Raw genomic sequence first — 18,695 nt, forward strand, 5'->3', positions numbered from 1 at the left:
ATGGCCGAGGACGAGAAGAATCCGGCCCGCGAGGTCATCACCGACTACGCGCAGGAGCATTTCCGGTACTTCCGGACCGTCGACGGGACCGTATACGCGCAGAAGAACGGTCACCCCGTGGCCCGTCCGATCCGCTCCCAGGGAACGACGGGCAGCCACCGGCAGGAACTCATGGTCGGACTCTTCAAAGACGGGTTCGGCGTATTCAACGGCACCGCACTCAAGGAGGCGTTGGACTTGATCGAAGCACTTGCTCTGACCGAGGACGTACAGCCCACCCACATCCGCGTCGCCCCCGGATTCGACGGCGCAACCTGGCTCGACCTGGGCCGCGACGACGGCAAGTCCGTCCGCATCCACCCCACCGGCTGGGAGATCCTCACCCCCGACCCGCGCGAGGTCTGCTGGCGCCGCACCCAACTCACCGGGGAGCTGCCCCTGCCGGTCGAGAAGACCAACGGCAAGGGAATCGACTTCCTGATGCGGCTGTGCAACTTCGCCAGCGCCCAGGCCGAGAGCCTGGCCCTCGCCTGGCTGATCGGCTGCCTCGGGCCGTCCGCGCCCGTCCCCGCCCCCTTCCTCACCGGGCCCCAGGGTGCGGGCAAGTCCACCGCCGGCCGGATGCTCGTGCGGATCATCGAGGGCATGAGCGGCGACCTGCGCCGCGCCCCGAAGGACGAGGAAAACCTGATCACGGCCGTCGCCGCCGGATGGGTCACCGCCCTGGACAACCTCTCCCACCTCGGCCCGGACCTGTCCGACCTCATGTGCTGCATCGTCACCGGAGCCGAGACCATCAAGCGCGCCCTGTTCACCGACGGCGACGTGGTGCGCTCCCGCTACCGCCGCCCCCTGCTGCTGACCGGCATCGACGTCGGCGTCATCCGCCCCGACCTCGCCGAACGCCTCCTCCCGCTGCGTCTGGAACGCCCCCTCGTGCGGCGGACGGAGGCGGAGCTGTGGGCGGAGTTCGAAGAGGTCCTGCCGATCATCCTCGGGTCCGTGCTCGACCTCGCCGTCAAGGTCCGCGCCACCGAGGCCGACATCCCCACCGACCTGCGCATGGCCGACTTCGCCCATCTCTGCGCGCAGCTCGACGCGGCCACCAGCATGGGCGCGCTGGACGCCTACCGGGCCAGCCTCGACGACCTCAACGACGACGTCATCGAAGGCGACCTGCTCGCCCAGACCGTCCTCAAGCACGCGGCCGGCATCGAGCCCGGCACGGAAGTCCGGATGACGTCCGCCGAGTGGCTCCACGGCCTCACGCAGCTCTACAGCGGCGAGGACTTCCGTCCCCTGCCCAAGGGCTGGCCCACCACCGGCAAGGTCCTCTCCGACCGCCTCAAGCGGCTTCAGCCCGTCCTGGCTGCACGGGGAGTCCTCGTCGACTGGGGCCGTACCCGGGCCGCCCGCTACATCGAGATGACCCGCCAGACGCCCCCGGCCGACGAGCAGTCCCCGATGTTCTAGCCCAGCGCGACCGCGACCGCTCGCGCACAAGCAAGAGGAGCACCCCCGCCCGGCACGGCGTGCTCCTCTTGCTGTTCCGGCGGCTTGCCGCCGCTGCAAAGGACGTGCCGCTTTGCGGCTCCTTCTTCGCGTTCTAAGGCACGCACCACAACGAAGGCCCCTCTCTCTTTTCCTAAGAGGAGAGACGCTGCGTCACCTACGTCACCAACGGCTAAAAAACCGCCCGTGAGCTGCGCCGACAGCGGTGACGCAGAGCCCCGGATCCTGCGTCACCCCGCGTCACCCGCGTCACCGGTGACGGAGACGTGCGTCACCGGTGACACAGCCCGCTAACGCCTGCGTCACCGAAAACCGCAGGTCAGGCCCGTAAATGACGCGGATGACGCCGTGACGCAGAAATCCCCACCTCGGACACACGCGGGCCACCACGAAGCCGCCCAGCCCACTGCCGCGGCTCGCTTCAGCCCGCGCACCGCCACGGAGACCACGCCGCCCGACCACGCCCCAAGGAGGGGACCCGATGGCCCGCACCGCCCGCCGCCGTCAGCCCGCCGACGAACTGGTGTCGCTGACCGACGCGCTCGACGAGCTCCGCATCACCCGAGCCACCTACTACCGCTGGCGCAACCGCGGCTACGCCCCCGAGATGCAGCGCCTCCCCAACGGACACCTGCGGATCAGCCGCAGCAAGCTCGACGCCTTCAAGAACGAACTGGAGATCGCGTGACCGACTGGAGCTACACCGTGCGGATCTGGAGCATCCGCAAGCGGCCGTACCGCAAGCCGTACCAACTCCGCTGGCAGGTCGGCACGAAGCCGCACTCCGAGTCCTTCCTGACGCTCGGGCTCGCGGAAAGCCGGCGCGCGCAGTTCATCACCGCGACCCGCGAGGGCGAGCCCTGGGACATCGACAGCGGCCTGCCGAAGTCGATGGTCCAGAAGGCGAAGGACATCTCCTGGTACCAGCACGCCAGGAACTACGTGGAGATGAAGTGGGACCACTCCCCCGCCTCCACGCGCCGGAACCTCGCTGAGGCCATGGCGACCGTGACCATGGCGCTGCTCAAGGACACGAAGGGCATGGCGGACCACAAGGCCGTACGCCGCGCGCTCTATACCTGGGGCTTCAACGTGAACCGGTGGAAGGAGGAGACCCCGGAGGACGTGGCCTCGCTGCTCTCGTGGGTGGAGCGGAAGTCCGTCCCCACGTCCAACCTGGCGGATCGGATCCTCGTTCGCCGGGCCCTGGACGCCTGCACCCGGCGGCTGGACGGCAAGACGTCGGCCGGCACCGTCATCGCCCGGAAGCGGGCCATCTTCCACCAGGCCCTCGGGCTCGCCGTCGAAGCCGAGCTGCTGAGCGAGAACCCGATCCCGGCGATCAAGTGGAAGGCGCCCGAGAAGGTGGAGGAGGAAGTGGACCCCGAAGCCGTGCCGGACCCCGAGCAGGCCGCCGCGCTCCTGGCCGCTGTGGGAAAGCAGGGCGCCCGAGGGCGGCATATGGAGGCATTCTTCGGGTGCATGTACTACTCCGCCGCCCGGCCAGGCGAGCTGGTCGGGCTCCGGCTCCAGGAGTGCGACCTCCCCCGACGCGGCTGGGGGCTCATCCGGCTTCGGGAGAGCAGGGCGCGCTCCGGAAGCTCCTGGACGGACACGGGCGAGGCTCATGACCGGCGCGGGCTCAAGCACCGCACCCGGAAGGCCGTCCGGCACGTGCCGATCCCGCCCGAGCTCGTGGCGATGCTCCGGTGGCACGTCACGCTGTACGGCACCCACGCCGACGGCCGGCTGTTCCGGACCGCCCGCGGCGGCATGGTCCAGGAGAGCGGATACGGGGAGGTCTGGGCGGGCGCCCGCGGGGACGTCCTCACGCCCGCCGAGCAGGAGACCAAGCTGGCCAAGCGGCCGTATGACCTTCGTCACGCGGCCGTCTCCACCTGGCTCAGCTCGGGAGTCGAGCCGCAGCTCGTCGCCCAGCGGGCCGGCCACTCGACGGGGGTCCTGTTCCGGGTCTACGCGAAGTTCCTGAAGGGTGGCGACGAGGCTGCCAACGCCAAGATCTCCGCCCGGTTGAATCAGCACCGCGCGAGCGGTCCCGCGACCGCCTGAATGGCCTACGGCCGCAGCCCAGGGTGTGACCCTGAATCCCGTCCACGGCCCGTCCAGACACCCTGGTAGACCCCGGGATTCAGCGAGACACAGCGAGACAGTCGACCCCTTGTCTCACTTACACACGCAAACGGCCCCTGATCGCGTTTCCGCAGATCAGGGGCCGTTCTTATCGCGTGGCGACGCCAGGATTCGAACCTGGGTAGGCTAAGCCGACGGATTTACAGTCCGCTCCCATTGGCCACTCGGGCACATCGCCATGAGATCGCTGCCGTGGAGCCGCTTTCGCGGTGTTCCGTGGCAACGACGTAAACAATACCTGATCCCGGAGGGTGGTTCGCCACCGGATTGATCAGCGGTTCGAGTCGCGGCGAACCCCCTAGGCTTTGGGCTGTACCCGACAGCGAACAACAAGGAGCCACGAGTCATGGCCGACTCCAGTTTCGACATCGTGTCCAAGGTCGAGCGGCAGGAGGTCGACAACGCCCTCAACCAGGCCGTGAAGGAGATCTCCCAGCGCTACGACTTCAAGGGGACCAACGCCTCGATCTCCTGGTCGGGCGAGAAGATCCTGATGCAGGCGAACGGCGAGGAGCGCGTCATGGCGATCCTCGACATCTTCCAGACCAAGCTGATCAAGCGCGGCATCTCGCTGAAGTCGCTGGACGTCGAGGGTGAGCCGCAGCTGTCCGGCAAGGAGTACAAGCTCTTCGCCTCGGTCCAGGAGGGCATCTCCCAGGAGAACGCCAAGAAGGTCGCGAAGGCCATCCGGGACGAGGGCCCCAAGGGCGTCAAGGCGCAGGTCCAGGGCGACGAGCTGCGTGTCAGCTCGAAGAGCCGGGACGACCTGCAGGCCGTCCAGGCGCTGCTCAAGGGCAAGGACTTCGACTTCGCCCTCCAGTTCGTGAACTACCGCTGAGCAAGGCCTCTGACCTGCTGAAACTCTGCTAGGCCAGCTTGATAGGGCACAACGGGGGCACATCGCCGAGGACCGCCTCGACGGCTGCCCGCGTTGTGTCCTCGTCGTCGGGCCAGAGGTGCGTGTACGTGTCGAGCGTGATCGACGGCTTCGAGTGCCCCAACCGGCGCTGAACCGTCTTCACGCTCTCCCGGTGCTTAATCAGCGCCGAGGCGTAGAAGTGGCGCAGGTCGTGCATGCTCGCGCCGTCCGGCACCTGGACGAGGGCGGGTTCCTCCCCCGTCGGCCGGCCGCGCTGGACCCATGCCGCGTACGCCTCGCCGTGCGCCTTCGTCAGTGCCTTGTTCGCCCTGATCTCCATGCGCCCCCAGACGTGCGCCCAGTTCGCGCGCTTGATCACGTCGGTCCGGCCGCTCGTGAACAGCAACTGCACCTTGCGGCGGCGCGGTTTGCGCGGGTCGGTCCGGTCCTCGATCTCGACCAGTGCGGCCGGATACTGCTGGAGATGCGCGGCGAGCGCGTCGACGGCCGAGCCGACCAGCGGCACGGTTCGGTAGCTCTCGTGCGTCTTGGGCTCACCGAGGTAGGACGCGGGGGTCTCCTCCTGGTCGCCCTTGTCGGGCGTGACGAGCTGCTGGCGGACAACCACCTCGCGGCGCAGGAAGTCGACGCAGTCCGCCTCCAGCCCGAACACCTCGCCCTGCCGCAGCCCCGAGGCCGCGGCAAGCAGGATCATGGCGCGGTATCTGTCGGGCGCCGCCTCGATCAGCGCGCGCACCGCGTCGGGGTGCAGGGGCACGATCTCCGCCTTGCGGACCTCCGGGATCTTGACGCCCGAGCAGGGGTTCAGGGCGATGATCCGGTCCCGCACGGCCGTGTGCATCACGGTGACGAGGTAGGCGTACGTCGTACGGAGCGTGGACGGCGCGACGACCTGTGACCGGTCCTTGACCCACGCCTGTACCTCTGAGGGTCGGATGCTCACGATCGGCCGGTCACCGAAGGTCGGGTAGATGTGGAGCCGCAGCGCCCGCTCGACACGGGAGGCCGTGCCGTCGCGGTGAACGGCCGAGGTCCGCCAGCGCTCGGCGACGGCCCGAAGGCTCTCCTTGCCGGCCGCCGGATCGACGTACAGGCCGCGGGCGAGGTCGGCCTCGATGGTCGCGGCGCGAACGTCCGCCTGGCTGCGCTTGGCGAAGTTCTCCTTGCACTGCTTCCCGCTCCCGTCGCGCCAACGGACCTGCCAGCGCTTGCCCTTGCCGTGGTCGGCGCTGGGTATCAGGGTGCGGGTCTTGCTGCTGTGCTCGGCGCACGGCTCCCCGGTCTTCGACGGACGGGACAGGTGCCAGCGGTCGTAGACCTCAGCCATCCTCCGACTCCCCCGCCTCCGGCTCAGATCCATCCCGACGCACCCACTCGTACGGGCCGTCCGGATCAATGCGATTCTTCTCGTAGTCCCTGATCGCAGGCTCCAACTCCGTCAGCAGAGCACGGGTGACATGCCCCCTTGCAGCCTGGAGCGCCCGCGAGGCCCCTGGGAGATCCGTGCGCTCGGCGAGGCGCGCGTCTCTCTCGGCCGCAAGCCCACGCCCCCACCGCTCGCGCGCGGCGTAAGCCACGTACTCAGGTGTCGTGTTAAGCCTCTTGGCCGCCTTGCTCTCCGCCTCGTCAGGGTTCGGGTTGTGCTCCGCCCCTGCCGGCCATCGAGCCATGACCTGAACGACCATGCGCTCCACGTTCCGCACGGTCTCGTCCATGTCGATTCCCTTGAGGTGCCATTGCCCCGGCGCCATACCCGCGCCCCGTACGGGGCTGCTGACGTTAGCGAGGATTGCGTCCCGCCTGGCCGCTACCTCACCGGTGAGCCACACCGTCCCCTGAGGCAACAGGTCCTGTAGCGGTCGGCCGTAGATCAGCGGCAGCAGGAGGAGTTCGACGGCGCTGATGCCGCGCTTCCCCTTCTCGATCTGGCCGACTGTGGGGCGGTGCCAGGACAGGCCGAGCCTCTGCCCCGTCCGGGCAATGTCCTCAGCCGTCACCTCGTCGTCGTCCCGGATGCGCTGAAGGCGCTCACCGAGGGCAACACCGAACGTTGGCGCCGCCTCTAGCTCAGCCGCCCACTCCTCCGCGCTCGGTTGCCCCGTGGAGCCGGGAACGGGCATGGATTCATGCCCCACATCTCGCTTCATGAAGAGAAGAATACCGTCCGCTTGACGACCGCGCCAGATGTCGGCAAGCTTTGGAGCGCAAGGAATCCTTCTCTACATCAGGAGCGCCATGCCTCGCCCTGCCCTTCCCGAATTCGCCACCCCGCAGAGGCGCAAGCTCGCCACCGCGCAGGAACTCGCCGACTACTGCGGCGTGCCGCTCGGCACCGTCTACCAGTGGAGCCACCGTGGCGGCGGCCCCCGCCTGATCAAGGTCGGTCGGCACCTCCGCGCCCGCTGGGACGACGTCGAGCGCTGGCTCGACTCCCAGACCATCGCCGCATGAAAACGGGCTCTCACCAGGGCTGCAACCCCGATGAGAGCCCTCACACCCCGCCATCACAGCGAAGCCCCGGGCATCTACCGCCAAGCAGATCCGGGGCGACGCCTTGCAGAAAGGGCGCTACGCCCATGGTTTCACAGGCCCCCGCCCCGGTTCATCCGCTCGCCGACGCCGACGCGTCCCTCACCGACCCAGACACAGCCTTCATCCGGGCGAACACCCTCGTCTCGGCGGCCACCCGCTCGACCCTCATGGTCGAACAGCTCCTCGACGAGCACCACCGCCGGGGCGCCGTCGACAAGGTCGCGTCCGCGCTCGCCGCCTACCGCACCGCCAAGGCCTCCGGGGACGACGACGCGGCGTCCGAGGCCGCGGCCCTGCTCGGCGTCCGCTGGGTGGTCGCCGAGGCCGCTGGCGCGACGCCGGCCGACGTGCTCGCCGCCGCCGACGAGGTGAGCCGATGACCGCGCCCGAGGAGATCCGGCGTCGCCGTGCGGCATCGCTCCGCATCGCCCCGCAGTTCCACGGCTCTCGCGACCCGCTCGACACCCTCGCCACGCCGTCGGCCTCCAGCACATACAGCCTCACCATGCGCGAGTTGCGGGCCGAGGCTGGACGCCTCACCGCTCGCGGTTGGTCCGACGCCGAGATCACCGAGCGCCTCTACCTGCGCGGGGTGGTCGCCGCATGACCGGCCCCCGCATCGACACCGCCGCGACCGACCCCGTCGCCCTGTGGTCGTCCGCTCAGGTCACCGCCCTCGGGGTGGAAACGTGGCCTGCTTACGGGGGTCTCGCGTGGCGTGCCCTGCTCGCTACCGATCCCCGGAAGGCCGCCGCGATCTTCGAGGCCGCCGAGCAGTGGCGCCGGCACCGTGCCGACGCCGACGAACTCGACTGCCTGCTCGCCGACGACCCCGAGGAGTGGTTCCGGCGGGTGACCGTCGACGCGGACGCCGAGGCCCGCCGGATCGCCCCCGCGCTCGCGAAGCGACCGACCGCCGCAGAGGTCCAGGCCCGCACCGGCCACCACCCGCCTCGGACGGTCACCGCTACCCGCGGGTGGCCGCCCGTCGCCATCCCCGGCCGCCCGGGCCGGTACCGACACCTCATCGACGGCCGCCAAGTCGACCTGCCCACCCACCACCGCCAGGAGCATGCCGCCTGATGACCGCCGCGTACGGCGACGCTGTGCCGCCGGCCAGGCCCGAGCCTGAGCCGGTGGTGCGGCTGTTCCCTCACATGTCCCCCGGCTACGAGCCGCCGCCCGCCGAAACGTCGGCCGCGACGGCGTATCTCCCGTCCCCCACCAACCCCATGGCCGTCGCTCGCGCGCTCCTCCCCGCGTGGCAGGACCACGGCACCTACACGCTGCGGCACTGGCGCGGTGCGTGGATGCGGTGGCGCGGCCCGCACTGGGACGAGGACGACGCCGCCGCCATGCGCGCCGACCTGTACCCGCGCGTCGAGCACGCCACCTACACGACCACCGACCGAAACGGCCAGAACAAGACGCTCGACTGGGCACCGACCTCGGCAAAGATCGCGAACCTCATGGAAGCCATGGCCGCGATCGTCCACCTCCCCGCCGACACCGAGCCGCCCGCCTGGCTCGCCGCGCCCGACCGCGAGCACGAGCGGCGCACCATCGTCGCGTGCCAGAACGGTCTGCTCGACGTCACCACCCGCGTCCTGGCCCCGCTCACCCCGATGTTCTTCAACCGCGTGTCGGTGCCGTTCGACTACGAGTCGAAGGCCCCGGCCCCGGCGCGCTGGCTCGGCTTCCTCAACTCCATCTGGCCCGACGACCCTGAGGCGATCCAGGCCGTACAGGAGTGGTTCGGCTACGTCCTGTCCGGCCGCACCGATCTCCAGAAGATGCTGTTGATCGTCGGCCCGATGCGGTCCGGGAAGGGCACGATCGCCCGCACTCTGACGGCGCTGGTCGGCAAGCGGAACATGACCGGCCCGACCATGTCGTCCCTGACGACGAACTTCGGACTCGCTGATCTCGTCGGCAAGTCGCTCGCGATCGTCGCCGACGCTCGCCTCCCCCGGCAGGGCACCGAGACCATCGTCGAGCGGCTCCTCACCATCTCCGGAGAGGACGCTGTCACCGTCGACCGCAAGCACCGCGAGCCGTGGTCAGGACGTCTCCCTGTGCGGTTCATGCTGCTGTCCAACGAACTGCCGGCGTTCCGCGACTCCTCCGGGGCGATCGCGTCCCGGCTCCTCATCCTCACCATGGCGATCAGCAACCTCGGCCGCGAGGACACCACCCTCGAACGGGACCTGGCGCGCGAGATGCCCGGGATCCTGAACTGGGCCCTGGACGGCCTCGACCGGCTCACCCGGCGCGGACGCCTCGTCGAACCCGCCTCGTCGACCGAGGCCGTGGCGCTGCTCGCCGCCAGCACCAGCCCGATCCGCGCGTTCCTCGCCGACTGGTGCCGGCTCGGCGCCGAAGCGACCACGCCGAAGGACGACCTGTACGAGGCGTGGCGCGACTGGTGCCGTACGGAAGGCCGCGACCGCCCCGGTACGAAGCCGACCTTCAGCCGCGACCTGTTCGCCGCCGGCCTCGGCATCAAGGAGTCCAAGATCCGCATCGGTGGCGTCCGGACGCCGTCGTACGTCGGTGTCCGGCTCGACCGGCCAGCCGGTCAACCACGCTGGTCCGGGTAGCGGTCCGGACCCGGTCCAGGTGACTCCGAACCGCAAACCAGCAGGTCATCTCCTGTCGGTCCGGGTGGTCCGGGTGATTCCGAGAAGTACCGCGTACGCACAGGCGCACAGGCGCAGGCACCACGCAGAGCTGTTCTCCGAACCACCCCGGACCGCCCGGACCACCCCCACCCCACCAGCGCAAACGCGGTCCCACGCCACCCAGACCGCCCCCGGACCACAGCCCGGACCATTCGACCCCGTCCCGCGTCCGCGACCGGTCGCGCCACCCCTCACGCGCAGGCACGCGGACATGTACGAGAGGAACCCACCCCCCATGAGCACCGCCCCCACCCCCACGACGATCACGCCGCCCGCAAGCGGCTACCCCGGCCGCGACCGGCTCGACGGAGCCAACCAGCACTTCCGCCGCGCCCTGGCCCGCCTCGCCCGCGAGGGCCGGCGCCATGACCCCACGCTCCTCGCCGCCGTCGAGCGGATCGCCATGGAGGCGGCCGAAGCCCTCGAACGCTTCGCTCTCGCTGCCACCGAGGCCGAGGGCAACTCAGCCCGCCACCGCGCCGCGCTCGACCGCGAGCAGGCCAGACTCGACTGCCTCACCCGGAAGCTCAACCGGCGGGACGGCGCCGCCCGTGGCTAGCCGCGCCGAAAGAGTTCTCGTCCGCCCGGACGGGTCGGTCATCATCCCGCCGACCGCCGCGGGTGACGTGCTGCGTGCCCTCGTCCGTGACCTCACCGCCCGCGTACGGGCCGACGGAGGTGAGGTCACCCCCGACATCCGCCGAATCCTGTACGCGCTGCATACGGCCGCACAGCACGCCGAGCCACCCGCGGCCGGGCACGGTTCCGATACGGGAACCGCGCCGCCGGGCCCTGCCACCGTCGAGGTAGCCGTCGACGAGGCAGCCGAACTCCTCGAATGCACCCCGGAGTACGTACGGCGCCTCGCCCGACGAGGAACCCTCACGGCCCGCCGTATCGGCGCCCGCACATGGGCCATCGACCGGACCGGCCTCGACAACTACCGCCACGGAACAGGAGCCCCCACCTCATGACCACCCAGACCACCACCCAGGCCGCCGCCGAGCAGGAAGCCGCCGAGGCGAACGCCCTCCTTGCCGCACTCGAAGAACGCGTCCGCGACGGCGACGAGGGCGTGACGCCTCAGCAACTGGCCGAGCAGCGCGAGTTGGGCCTCTTCGCCCACCTGCGGGCCGAGGCCGCCCACCGCAAGGCCGAGCGCGCCGCCACGGAGGCCACCGACCGGCAGCGCCGCGCCCTCGTCGACCAGGCCCTCGCCCTTGTCGAGACGAAGGCCGACGCGGACCAGGTCGGCAGGGCGTACGACCGTGCTCTCGCGGCTCTCGCCGACCTCGTCGCCGCTGTGGAGGCCCACGACCAGGCCGTCAGCGAGGCCGGCCGTCTGCTGCGGGACGCCGAGTGCGGTCCGATCAACGAGTACGTACAGGTCGACCACGGCGAGTACGTGACCCGCGAAGCGCGCCCCGCCGCCGCCACGCGGACCGCACCGCGCGTCGACGTGAGCCCTGGCTCGACCGCGTTCACGTTCGGCAAGGGCATCCACGTACCGGTCGGCACCGGCCAGGTGCTCGCCGTCCTGTTCTCCAAGGTCGCCGCGGGCGACACGGGGAAGATGCCATCGGGTGAACCCGCCCTCACCGCCGCCCCGATCACGCAGCATGTTGACCGCCATGGCGAGCAGGTGAGGCGCTTCCTGGCCCGATCCGAGGGGGGCGAGGCCGCATGAGCGCCCGCGAGCACGTCACCGTGTCCGGCCCCGATCCGGCGCCGCGCCGCCGCCAGCAGCCCGAGCCGACCGGATACGTGTCCCAGACCGTCCGCCGGTACGCCGAGGCTCGGGCGGTCGCCGTCGCCGAGGCCTCGGCCGACCGCTACCGAACCCCAGGGACCCGCGAGGAGCTGCTCGCCATGTGTAGCGCCGACCAGAGCCGGACCTACCTCGACCACCGCGAGACGTACGACCGGCTCATGTACGGCGCCGCGGCCCCGTAGCCATCCCCGAGCCCCCTCTCGCGCCACGCGCAGGGGAGGGGTGCTCTATCTCACCGAGGGCGAACGCGACATGAGAGTTGCACCACATATCGCCCTATCGGATGGGGTGTTGGCGACACAAGGTGCCACTCTCGCAATGCTCGACGAGCAGTTCTATCTGGAAGGTTACGGGGCATTGATCGATCAAGGCACCGAGTGCCACCGATGCGACCAAACCCGATCAGCAGATGACGCGACGCTGCTCTAATCTGGTGAACAGTCAGGCGCCTTCGAATCGAAGGTGCACAGAAGAACGCCCTCACGCAGGATGCAGCCAGCGCAAGGGCAAATGACCTGGAGGAGCAACTCCTTGGTTAACGACCACCCTATCGTCTCCGCGTCCAACAGCAACCCCGGGGCCTCCCCGTTCGATAAAATCCGCCGAACGGACGACACCGGGGAGTGGTGGTCCGCCCGCGACCTCCAGCCCCTCCTTGGCTACCTCCGCTGGGAGGACTTCCGTAACTCCATCGAGCGCGCGAAGGTCGCCATCACAAACAGCGGGCAGACCGCTGACCTGCACGCTTCGGAGCGCCCCGAAGCGTCCGGCAATACCCTGCGGCTGAACTACAAACTGACGCGGTACGGCGCGTACATGGTCGCCATGAACGGTGACCCCCGGAAGCCAGAGGTCGCGGCGGCCCAGACGTACTTCGCCGTGCAGACCAGGAAGGCAGAGACCGCCACGGTCGCGGCACCGGCGCTTCCCCAGGACTTCGAGGAGGCGCTCGTTGCCCTCCTCGGCAAGGTCCGGGAGAACAAGGCGCTGGAGGCCGAGAACAAGGTCCTGGCTCCCAAGGCAAGCAAGTGGGACGCCTTCATGAACTCGGAGGGCCTGATCGGCATGACGGCCATCGCCGACATGCTCGACATGCCCGTCAAGGACATGACGAACTGGCTCGTCGAGCTGGGGATCTTCCGCAAGCAGCTGTCCCGGTTCGGCTCGAACCAGAACATGCCGCGCAGGACGTACCAGAAGGCTGGCCTGTTCGAGATCAAGGTCGAGAACAACGGCAAGGTCTCCTATGAGGTGGCCTACGCCACCCATGATGGGGCGGAGTTCATCTTCGACCAGCGGCAGAGCCGGACCGCCGCGTAGGGCCTGACGTGCGCCCCCTTCACCTTCGGTCGGAGGGGGCGGCTTCCTCGTGTCCAGCGTTGCGCGCAACGCCCCACAAAGAGGCAGACCCGCGCAATCTTGAGCAACTCGGCAGCACACAGCGCAAGTTCCGATCATGCTGGACTCCCCGACCGAACGGAGAGCCCACCATGCCCGCGCTCAGGTTCATCGGCACGACCAGCGACGACGGCGACTGCCCCACTCTCTATGAGGTCGAGGGCACGACCGACATCCTCGTCCAGGGTGACCGCGTCACCGATCCCGAGCAGCTCGCCGAGCTCCGCCACGTCAAGGAGTCCGAGACGTTCGTGACCGTGCCCCGAGACCTCCTCGTCCGCTTCGCCCCGCGCACCGAGGCCCGCGAGGTGATCCCCTTCGCCGAGATCGCCCACCTGTTCCGCGAGTTCAGGCACACCGCCTGGCGACTGGAGACCCGCCGCGGCTACGCCACCGACCGCAACAGCCCCAAGTGGGCACGGTGGAAGGCCGGCGCCGACATCGCCGCCGAGCCACTGGACGCCTGGCGTGAGAACGTCGCTGCCGCCCGCGCCGAGGGGAAGCGGTTCGAGCGGGTCCGCCTCGTCGACGAGCCCCTGACCGAGGGGCAACGGTTCCTCCTCGACTCCGGCCTCGGCAACGTCGACGCGGGCGAGGACATCCGCAACCTTCCCCGCGCCGAGGCCGAGCGGCTCAACCTGCCGGACCACGACTTCTGGCTCTTCGACTCCCGCATCCTGGCCCGGTTCGTCTTCGACGAGGACGACACCACCCTCGGCGTCATCCTCAGCGAGGACCCCGCCGACATCGCGGCGGCCTGCCAGGCCCGCGACGCCGCATGGCACCACGCAACCCCCACCCGCGAGTACGCGCAGCGGGTACGTTCGGCCATGTGAGTACGGACTTCCAGAACGGCCGGGACACCCTCGGCGCGAGGCTCCGCGAGCTGCGCGTCGAGGCCGGCCTCGACGGCAAGACCCTCGCCGAACGCCTCGGCTGGCAGCGGTCCAAGGTCAGCCGGTTACAGAACGGCAAGCAGACCCCCACCGTGGCCGACCTCGACGCATGGGCCGCGGCAGTCGGCCGCCCGGACGCGACCGCCGAACTCCGAGGACGCCTGTCCGGCCTGGAAAGCCGCTACCGGTCATGGCGCCGCCAGCTCGCCGCCGGCCACCTGGCCCGCCAGGAACAGGGCATCGCCGAGACCGCGGACACCCAGATGACCCGGGCCGTCGAGGCCGTCCGGATCCCCGGCCTGCTCCAGACCCCGGACTACGCCCGCCACACGTTGACGGCCGCCGCCGAGTTCCGCCAGGTCGTCCGGAACGTGGACGACGCGGTCCGCGCCCGTATCCGCCGCCAAGAGGCCCTGTACGACCCAGACAAGACGTTTCACTTCCTGGTCTGGGAACCCGCGCTGCACGCCCGGACCGTCCCGCCCCGCGTGCACGCCGCGCAGCTCGACCGGCTCATGAGCGTGATCGGCCTGGACACCATCGAACTCGGCATCATCCCCCTCGGCGCCGAACTGCGCCGCGCGCCGAGTCACGGATTCTGGATCTACGACCGGCGCCTCGTCATCGTCGAGACCATCGGAACCGAGATGTGGCTCGCTGACGACGACTCGCTCGCAACCTATGAACGGGCCTGGGACTGGCTCGCCGACGCCGCCGTCCACGGTGAGCACGCGCGACGCCTCATCGGCCGCGTACGGGGCTCTCTCGCCCCCGCGTGAGCAACCGCACCCAACGCATCCGACGCCTCGCGCAATCCAACGCAATCGCCCGGCACGCCCGCAACCGGCCGTCCTACCGTCCCGGTCATGGCGACGACGACAGACGATCTGACGGCCGTTGAGTTACCGCGCATCGGCACCCTCACCCAGCGGCAGCAGCGCGGCCAGGACTGCGTGTGGTGCGGCGTCACGCTCGCCGCCGGCGCGGTCATCGACCTCGGCCCCCGCCGCTATCGACGGGCCGACTGGGTGACTCAGTGGTTCCCCCGAGCGTGCAAGAGACACCCCGGAGGCGTGTCATGACGACCCCGTACCGTGCGCGGCTCTGCGCCCGCTGCGATCAGCCGATCGTGGGGCCGTACACGACGGTTTCCGCGTTCTCTGCGAGCGGGGCCCGGCCGGATGCGTACTACCACCCGAAGGGCTCGCCGGATTGTGGCAAGCCGCCGCCGAGCGACTGCGGCGCCGCACCCGGACTGCTCGGCCCCTGAGCGCTGTTCGTGCGTGGTCACCGCGGGCCATGGACGAAGAGCCGGAATGGCCCCCGATAGCCACGTTCGCTCTCGGGGGCCGTTCTCGACTACATGTCCAACAGGGTCAGCCCACGTTGCCGCGGATGCCATCCCCGAAGAGACCCTCGGTGTACGTCACATAGGCCGGGGTGAACTTCCCCTCGCCGGTGATCACACCGGTGATGTTCTCGCCGGGCGCGAGGTCGACGGTGTCCATCTGGTTCTCGTCCATGCCGAGCTCGGCAGTGTGCTTGCTGCCGTTGGTGTCGGTGATGGCGAAGTACAGCGGGTTGATGTCGATCTTCTCGTCGCTGTTGTTCGTCACGGTCACCTTGACGCTGGTGAACGCGCCACCGTCGTGGAGGACGCTCGGCTTGAACGTCGTCGTCTTCGCCGTGACCTTCACCGGCGCATCGGCGGCAGGCTCCTCCTTAGGGGCCTCGGTCGTCGGGGCGGCCTTGCTCTTCTTCGGAGCCGGCGCATCGGTGGCGGTCCGGGACGGCGCCGCGGTGCTTCCGGTGTCCTTGCTGTCGTCGCCGATGAGGGCGCCAACGACTCCGAGGAGGACGATCAAGCCAAAGATGCTGCCGAGGACGATGGCGACGATCGCCCCGGCCCCCATGCCCTTCTTCGGCGGCGGGGGGCCGTAAGGGCCAGGGTAGGGCTGGCCGGGCGGCGGGGGTCCCCAACCGGGCGGCGGAGGCTGCTGCGGGCCGTACGGGGGCGGCTGGGTCACGGTGGGCTCCGGTGCTTCTGCTGTGGTGATCAGGTGAACCTACCGTGGAGGGATCGTCACGGGGAGGAGTGCGCGAAAGTCCAGCCCTCCGGTGCGCGCACGCCTCTTCTCGGCCCGGCGCAATCCGGACTACCCACGTGCTCCTTGCCCTGGTGGGTGGGGGCCGTATTCGTAGGTGTGTGAGGATCCGCCCGTGGAGTGCGATGTGTGTGGACGGCCGATGTGGCGGTGGCCTGTGCCCGCGACTGTCTGGGAAGAGGAGATCTGGTCCTGCTCCTGGTGCCACGCCTCGACCCATGTGGGTGGCGAGTGGTTCGAGGTCGCGCGGCCCTCGTACCAGCACATCGACATGCGCTGGGAGAGGGCTGTCGCTGACGGCCTTCCCTCCGATGTCTCCCACGCCTTCGGCGCCTACGACACGACGCTGTGCGGGATCCAGAAAGCCGACATGGCGCCCTCCGACTACTGGTGGCTGCCAGAGCGGGAGAACGCCTGTGGCGACTGCCGAACTGCGGCACGTGTCATCGACGGCCGCTGGCCGCAGGCCATGAGAGGCGAGAACGCGCGCGTAAGCGTGTCCCGGTCGCCAACCACCGGATAGGCCGGAGCGGGGCGGCTACCCCTCCGGGGCGTCTCCCGCCGCGGGGCCCAAGGCACCTGCATTGGCATGACGAGGCCCCGGGCAGCGCTCCGAGGGCCTCGTCGTAGGGGTTTAGCCGGTCGTGTCGGACGGCGTGGGACGCCCGTCGTACGGTGGCGACGTGAGCCGCATCCGGGTGGGTGCGACACCCTCGGGATAGACGCCCTGCTCCCACAGATCGCGGTACCCGTGGGCAAGGAATCCGACCGCAAGGCGGACGGCGTCGGACGCCGTCATACCGGTCTGCATGACGGCGGCGAGGTCGTCGGACAGCGCGTTGTCGACGCGGACGCTCATCCGCTTGCCAGTCTTCGGCGGAGTGCTCACCGGCCGACCTCCTCGGCTACGGTCCGCAGCAGCGCGGCGTACTCGCCGCGGGTCTGTCCGGTGACAGTCGGCAGCAGGGCGAGCAGCTCCCGCTCGGCCTCGTCGACGGCGTCGCCCTCGTGCAGCCGGTCGGCGATGACGAGGGCCTGGGCGCGGCGCAGTGCCTCGGTCATGGCCGCGGCCGGTCGGTGGCCGTGCAAGCGGTCGGCGAGCAGCAGCAGCGCCGTCGTGAGCGGCGCGGTGGCAGGCCAGGTCTGGCCGAAGGCGTTGCCGTGCTCGCCCTCGTGTCCGGCGGACAGGATGCAGGGGATGCGGTTGATGCCGATGGCCGGCCCCTGCTCCCACCCGGGGCGCCTGGCCCCGCACAAGGCGGACGGTACGTTCGTGCTCATGGTCGGGACTCCTTGATGCGAAGGGTTCGGATCAAGGCGCCGTTCGGTGGTGACACACCGGGCGGCGCCGCTCGCGTCCACAGGGCGTGGATCGCTCCCGAAGGGGGCGCGCGCGAGGGCACAGCAAGGGCACACGACCACGGATAACGCTGCGAAATTGCGGAAATCACTGTGAGTAGTTTCTGCACGTCAAGCCCCCTTCCCGGGGCTCAGTGCAGGTCAGAGACTCGTGCGGGCGGTACGTGAACTACCGCTGACCGTCGAGGCCGGTGTCCGAATTCCGCCAGCCGGAAGGGTGGCGGGCCCCGCACACTGGGTCGTGAGAGACCCGTGCGGGGAGAGGAACCAGTCATGACCGTGTACGCGTACGTCGACGGCCCCCTGGGCGAGATGCTGCTGGTCGGGCAGCTCGCCGAAGGGGGCCGTGCCGTGCTGCGCTCGCTGTCCCTGCCGGGGCAGAAGGGCGGCGTCGAGGTCGAGGACGGGTGGACGCACGCGCCCGAGGCTTTCACCGAGGCGGCCCGGCAGCTGGGCGAGTACTTCGCCGGGCGGCGGGACCGGTTCGACATCCCGTACGACGTGAGTGGCGGTACGGAGTTCCAGCGGCGCGTCTGGCGTGCCCTGGAGGAGATCCCGTACGGGACGACCGTGTCCTACGGGGACGTCGCCCGGCTCGTCGGCTCCTCCGGGGCCGGGGTGCGGGCCGTGGGCACCGCGATCGGGCGCAATCCGCTGCTCGTGGTGCGGCCCTGCCACCGGGTGATCGGGGCCGACGGGAGCCTGCGCGGGTACGCCGCCGGGCTGGAGAGCAAGCAGCGGCTGCTGGGGCTCGAGGGTGGTCCGGCGGGGTCCGTGTGAGCGAGGGGCTCTTCCCCCGCGAGCGGGCCGTCGTCGCGCCCGGGGCCGTGCACGTGCCCGGGTGGCTGCCGCTCGCGCGGCAGCGGGAGTTGGTGGACGCCTGCCGGGAGTGGGGGCGGGGGCCGGATCGGTACCGGCGGACCGTGCTGCCGGGCGGGGGCGTCATGTCGGTCCGGTCGCTGTCCCTGGGCCGGCGGTGGGAGCCGTACCGCTATCTCGACTCCGTCGGCGTCGAACTGCCCGACTGGCTCGTCGCGTTGGGGCGGGAGGCGGTCGTCGAGGCGTACGGGGAGAGTTGGGACTTCGCTCCCGATACCGCGCTCGTGAACTTCTACGGGGCCGGCGCGAAGATGGGCATGCACCAGGACAAGGAAGAGCGGTCCGGGGCTCCCGTGGTGTCGTTGAGCCTCGGGGACCGGTGTGTCTTCCGCTTCGGGAACACGGAGAACCGCGGCCGGCCCTACCGGGACGTCGAGCTGCTCTCCGGCGACCTCTTCGTCTTCGGCGGGGCCTCGCGGTGGGTCCATCACGGGGTGCCCACCGTCCGCCCGGGGACGGCGGATCCGGCGCTCGGTCTGGTCGGGCGGCTCAACATCACCCTGCGGGAGACCGGTTGGTGACCGCCTAGTC

Annotated in this window: 24 protein-coding genes and 1 tRNA gene; 19 read left to right on the forward strand and 6 right to left on the reverse strand. The window is 70.0% G+C overall.

Annotated features, from left to right (window positions below; genetic code table 11):
* The 3 genes from DEJ46_RS16065 to DEJ46_RS16075 all read left to right on the forward strand — a co-directional run bounded on the left by DEJ46_RS16065 (window position 1) and on the right by DEJ46_RS16075 (window position 3,582).
* On the forward strand, window positions 1-1,473 hold the full coding sequence (locus DEJ46_RS16065; protein ID WP_150267116.1) for an ATP-binding protein: 1,473 nt from the start codon (window positions 1-3) through the stop codon (window positions 1,471-1,473).
* Between the two features lie 520 nt (window positions 1,474-1,993).
* On the forward strand, window positions 1,994-2,200 hold the full coding sequence (locus DEJ46_RS16070) for a helix-turn-helix transcriptional regulator (protein WP_150267118.1): 207 nt from the start codon (window positions 1,994-1,996) through the stop codon (window positions 2,198-2,200).
* On the forward strand, window positions 2,197-3,582 hold the full coding sequence (locus DEJ46_RS16075) for a tyrosine-type recombinase/integrase (RefSeq protein ID WP_150267120.1): 1,386 nt from the start codon (window positions 2,197-2,199) through the stop codon (window positions 3,580-3,582). The genes DEJ46_RS16070 and DEJ46_RS16075 overlap by 4 nt, the downstream gene beginning before the upstream one ends.
* A 177-nt stretch (window positions 3,583-3,759) precedes the next feature.
* On the opposite strand, the gene DEJ46_RS16080 is transcribed toward DEJ46_RS16075, so the two are convergent.
* Window positions 3,760-3,841, reverse strand: a tRNA-Tyr gene (locus DEJ46_RS16080).
* Between the two features lie 168 nt (window positions 3,842-4,009).
* Between DEJ46_RS16080 and DEJ46_RS16085 the strand changes: the two genes are divergently transcribed.
* Window positions 4,010-4,501, forward strand: coding sequence for a YajQ family cyclic di-GMP-binding protein (locus DEJ46_RS16085; protein ID WP_055641880.1), 492 nt, complete (start codon window positions 4,010-4,012; stop codon window positions 4,499-4,501).
* Window positions 4,502-4,529: 28 nt separating this feature from the next.
* Here the strand turns inward: DEJ46_RS16085 and DEJ46_RS16090 are convergent, their stop codons facing one another.
* Both DEJ46_RS16090 and DEJ46_RS16095 read right to left on the reverse strand, forming a co-directional pair.
* Window positions 4,530-5,870, reverse strand: a complete 1,341-nt coding sequence (locus DEJ46_RS16090) for a tyrosine-type recombinase/integrase (RefSeq protein ID WP_150267122.1) — start codon at window positions 5,868-5,870, stop codon at window positions 4,530-4,532.
* Entirely contained in the window at window positions 5,863-6,690 is an 828-nt protein-coding gene (locus tag DEJ46_RS16095; protein ID WP_150267124.1) for a helix-turn-helix domain-containing protein, read from the reverse strand. Before DEJ46_RS16095 ends, DEJ46_RS16090 begins: the two co-directional genes overlap by 8 nt.
* An 88-nt stretch (window positions 6,691-6,778) precedes the next feature.
* On the opposite strand from DEJ46_RS16095, the gene DEJ46_RS16100 reads away from it, so the two are divergent.
* From DEJ46_RS16100 to DEJ46_RS16155, 13 genes are all read left to right on the forward strand, one after another.
* Window positions 6,779-6,994, forward strand: a complete 216-nt coding sequence (locus tag DEJ46_RS16100) for a helix-turn-helix transcriptional regulator (RefSeq protein WP_150267126.1) — start codon at window positions 6,779-6,781, stop codon at window positions 6,992-6,994.
* 125 nt (window positions 6,995-7,119) lie between these two features.
* Complete coding sequence (locus tag DEJ46_RS16105) at window positions 7,120-7,455, forward strand: hypothetical protein (RefSeq protein WP_150267128.1); 336 nt, start codon at window positions 7,120-7,122, stop codon at window positions 7,453-7,455.
* Window positions 7,452-7,682: a hypothetical protein gene (locus DEJ46_RS16110; protein WP_150267130.1), complete on the forward strand. Its 231-nt coding sequence runs from the start codon at window positions 7,452-7,454 to the stop codon at window positions 7,680-7,682. Before DEJ46_RS16105 ends, DEJ46_RS16110 begins: the two co-directional genes overlap by 4 nt.
* Window positions 7,679-8,158 carry a DUF2742 domain-containing protein gene (locus DEJ46_RS16115; RefSeq protein ID WP_150267132.1) on the forward strand — a complete coding sequence of 160 codons (480 nt, stop codon included), beginning with the start codon at window positions 7,679-7,681 and terminating at the stop codon, window positions 8,156-8,158. Before DEJ46_RS16110 ends, DEJ46_RS16115 begins: the two co-directional genes overlap by 4 nt.
* Window positions 8,158-9,675 (forward strand): phage/plasmid primase, P4 family, encoded by a 1,518-nt coding sequence (locus DEJ46_RS16120; protein ID WP_150267133.1) that lies wholly within the window; start codon window positions 8,158-8,160, stop codon window positions 9,673-9,675. The genes DEJ46_RS16115 and DEJ46_RS16120 overlap by 1 nt, the downstream gene beginning before the upstream one ends.
* Window positions 9,676-9,991: 316 nt before the next feature.
* On the forward strand, window positions 9,992-10,315 hold the full coding sequence (locus tag DEJ46_RS39915; protein ID WP_223834651.1) for a hypothetical protein: 324 nt from the start codon (window positions 9,992-9,994) through the stop codon (window positions 10,313-10,315).
* Window positions 10,308-10,730: a helix-turn-helix domain-containing protein gene (locus tag DEJ46_RS16125; RefSeq protein WP_223834659.1), complete on the forward strand. Its 423-nt coding sequence runs from the start codon at window positions 10,308-10,310 to the stop codon at window positions 10,728-10,730. Before DEJ46_RS39915 ends, DEJ46_RS16125 begins: the two co-directional genes overlap by 8 nt.
* The gene (locus tag DEJ46_RS16130) at window positions 10,727-11,443 is read left to right on the forward strand and encodes a hypothetical protein (RefSeq protein WP_150267136.1); all 717 of its coding nucleotides are present in this window, start codon (window positions 10,727-10,729) and stop codon (window positions 11,441-11,443) included. The genes DEJ46_RS16125 and DEJ46_RS16130 overlap by 4 nt, the downstream gene beginning before the upstream one ends.
* Window positions 11,440-11,709, forward strand: a complete 270-nt coding sequence (locus DEJ46_RS16135; RefSeq protein WP_150267138.1) for a hypothetical protein — start codon at window positions 11,440-11,442, stop codon at window positions 11,707-11,709. The genes DEJ46_RS16130 and DEJ46_RS16135 overlap by 4 nt, the downstream gene beginning before the upstream one ends.
* Before the next feature lie 349 nt (window positions 11,710-12,058).
* Window positions 12,059-12,847: a phage antirepressor KilAC domain-containing protein gene (locus DEJ46_RS16140; protein WP_190622678.1), complete on the forward strand. Its 789-nt coding sequence runs from the start codon at window positions 12,059-12,061 to the stop codon at window positions 12,845-12,847.
* A 170-nt stretch (window positions 12,848-13,017) separates the two neighbouring features.
* Window positions 13,018-13,761: a DUF6879 family protein gene (locus DEJ46_RS16145; RefSeq protein WP_150267142.1), complete on the forward strand. Its 744-nt coding sequence runs from the start codon at window positions 13,018-13,020 to the stop codon at window positions 13,759-13,761.
* Entirely contained in the window at window positions 13,758-14,600 is an 843-nt protein-coding gene (locus DEJ46_RS16150; protein ID WP_150267144.1) for a helix-turn-helix domain-containing protein, read from the forward strand. The genes DEJ46_RS16145 and DEJ46_RS16150 overlap by 4 nt, the downstream gene beginning before the upstream one ends.
* Before the next feature lie 87 nt (window positions 14,601-14,687).
* Window positions 14,688-14,903 carry a hypothetical protein gene (locus tag DEJ46_RS16155; RefSeq protein ID WP_150267145.1) on the forward strand — a complete coding sequence of 72 codons (216 nt, stop codon included), beginning with the start codon at window positions 14,688-14,690 and terminating at the stop codon, window positions 14,901-14,903.
* A 294-nt stretch (window positions 14,904-15,197) separates the two neighbouring features.
* On the opposite strand, the gene DEJ46_RS16160 is transcribed toward DEJ46_RS16155, so the two are convergent.
* The 3 genes from DEJ46_RS16160 to DEJ46_RS39920 all read right to left on the reverse strand — a co-directional run bounded on the left by DEJ46_RS16160 (window position 15,198) and on the right by DEJ46_RS39920 (window position 17,207).
* On the reverse strand, window positions 15,198-15,686 hold the full coding sequence (locus DEJ46_RS16160) for a DUF4352 domain-containing protein (protein ID WP_223834660.1): 489 nt from the start codon (window positions 15,684-15,686) through the stop codon (window positions 15,198-15,200).
* An 874-nt stretch (window positions 15,687-16,560) separates the two neighbouring features.
* Window positions 16,561-16,815 (reverse strand): hypothetical protein, encoded by a 255-nt coding sequence (locus tag DEJ46_RS16170; protein WP_150267151.1) that lies wholly within the window; start codon window positions 16,813-16,815, stop codon window positions 16,561-16,563.
* Window positions 16,812-17,207: a hypothetical protein gene (locus tag DEJ46_RS39920; RefSeq protein ID WP_223834662.1), complete on the reverse strand. Its 396-nt coding sequence runs from the start codon at window positions 17,205-17,207 to the stop codon at window positions 16,812-16,814. The genes DEJ46_RS16170 and DEJ46_RS39920 overlap by 4 nt, the downstream gene beginning before the upstream one ends.
* Window positions 17,208-17,558: 351 nt before the next feature.
* On the opposite strand from DEJ46_RS39920, the gene DEJ46_RS16180 reads away from it, so the two are divergent.
* Together DEJ46_RS16180 and DEJ46_RS16185 are read left to right on the forward strand one after the other, a co-directional pair.
* Window positions 17,559-18,065, forward strand: coding sequence for a methylated-DNA--[protein]-cysteine S-methyltransferase (locus DEJ46_RS16180; RefSeq protein ID WP_150267153.1), 507 nt, complete (start codon window positions 17,559-17,561; stop codon window positions 18,063-18,065).
* Complete coding sequence (locus DEJ46_RS16185; RefSeq protein ID WP_150267155.1) at window positions 18,062-18,685, forward strand: alpha-ketoglutarate-dependent dioxygenase AlkB family protein; 624 nt, start codon at window positions 18,062-18,064, stop codon at window positions 18,683-18,685. Before DEJ46_RS16180 ends, DEJ46_RS16185 begins: the two co-directional genes overlap by 4 nt.
* Window positions 18,686-18,695 lie beyond the last annotated feature (10 nt).

This window comes from Streptomyces venezuelae (genome assembly GCF_008642375.1).
Classification (GTDB): domain Bacteria; phylum Actinomycetota; class Actinomycetes; order Streptomycetales; family Streptomycetaceae; genus Streptomyces; species Streptomyces venezuelae_G.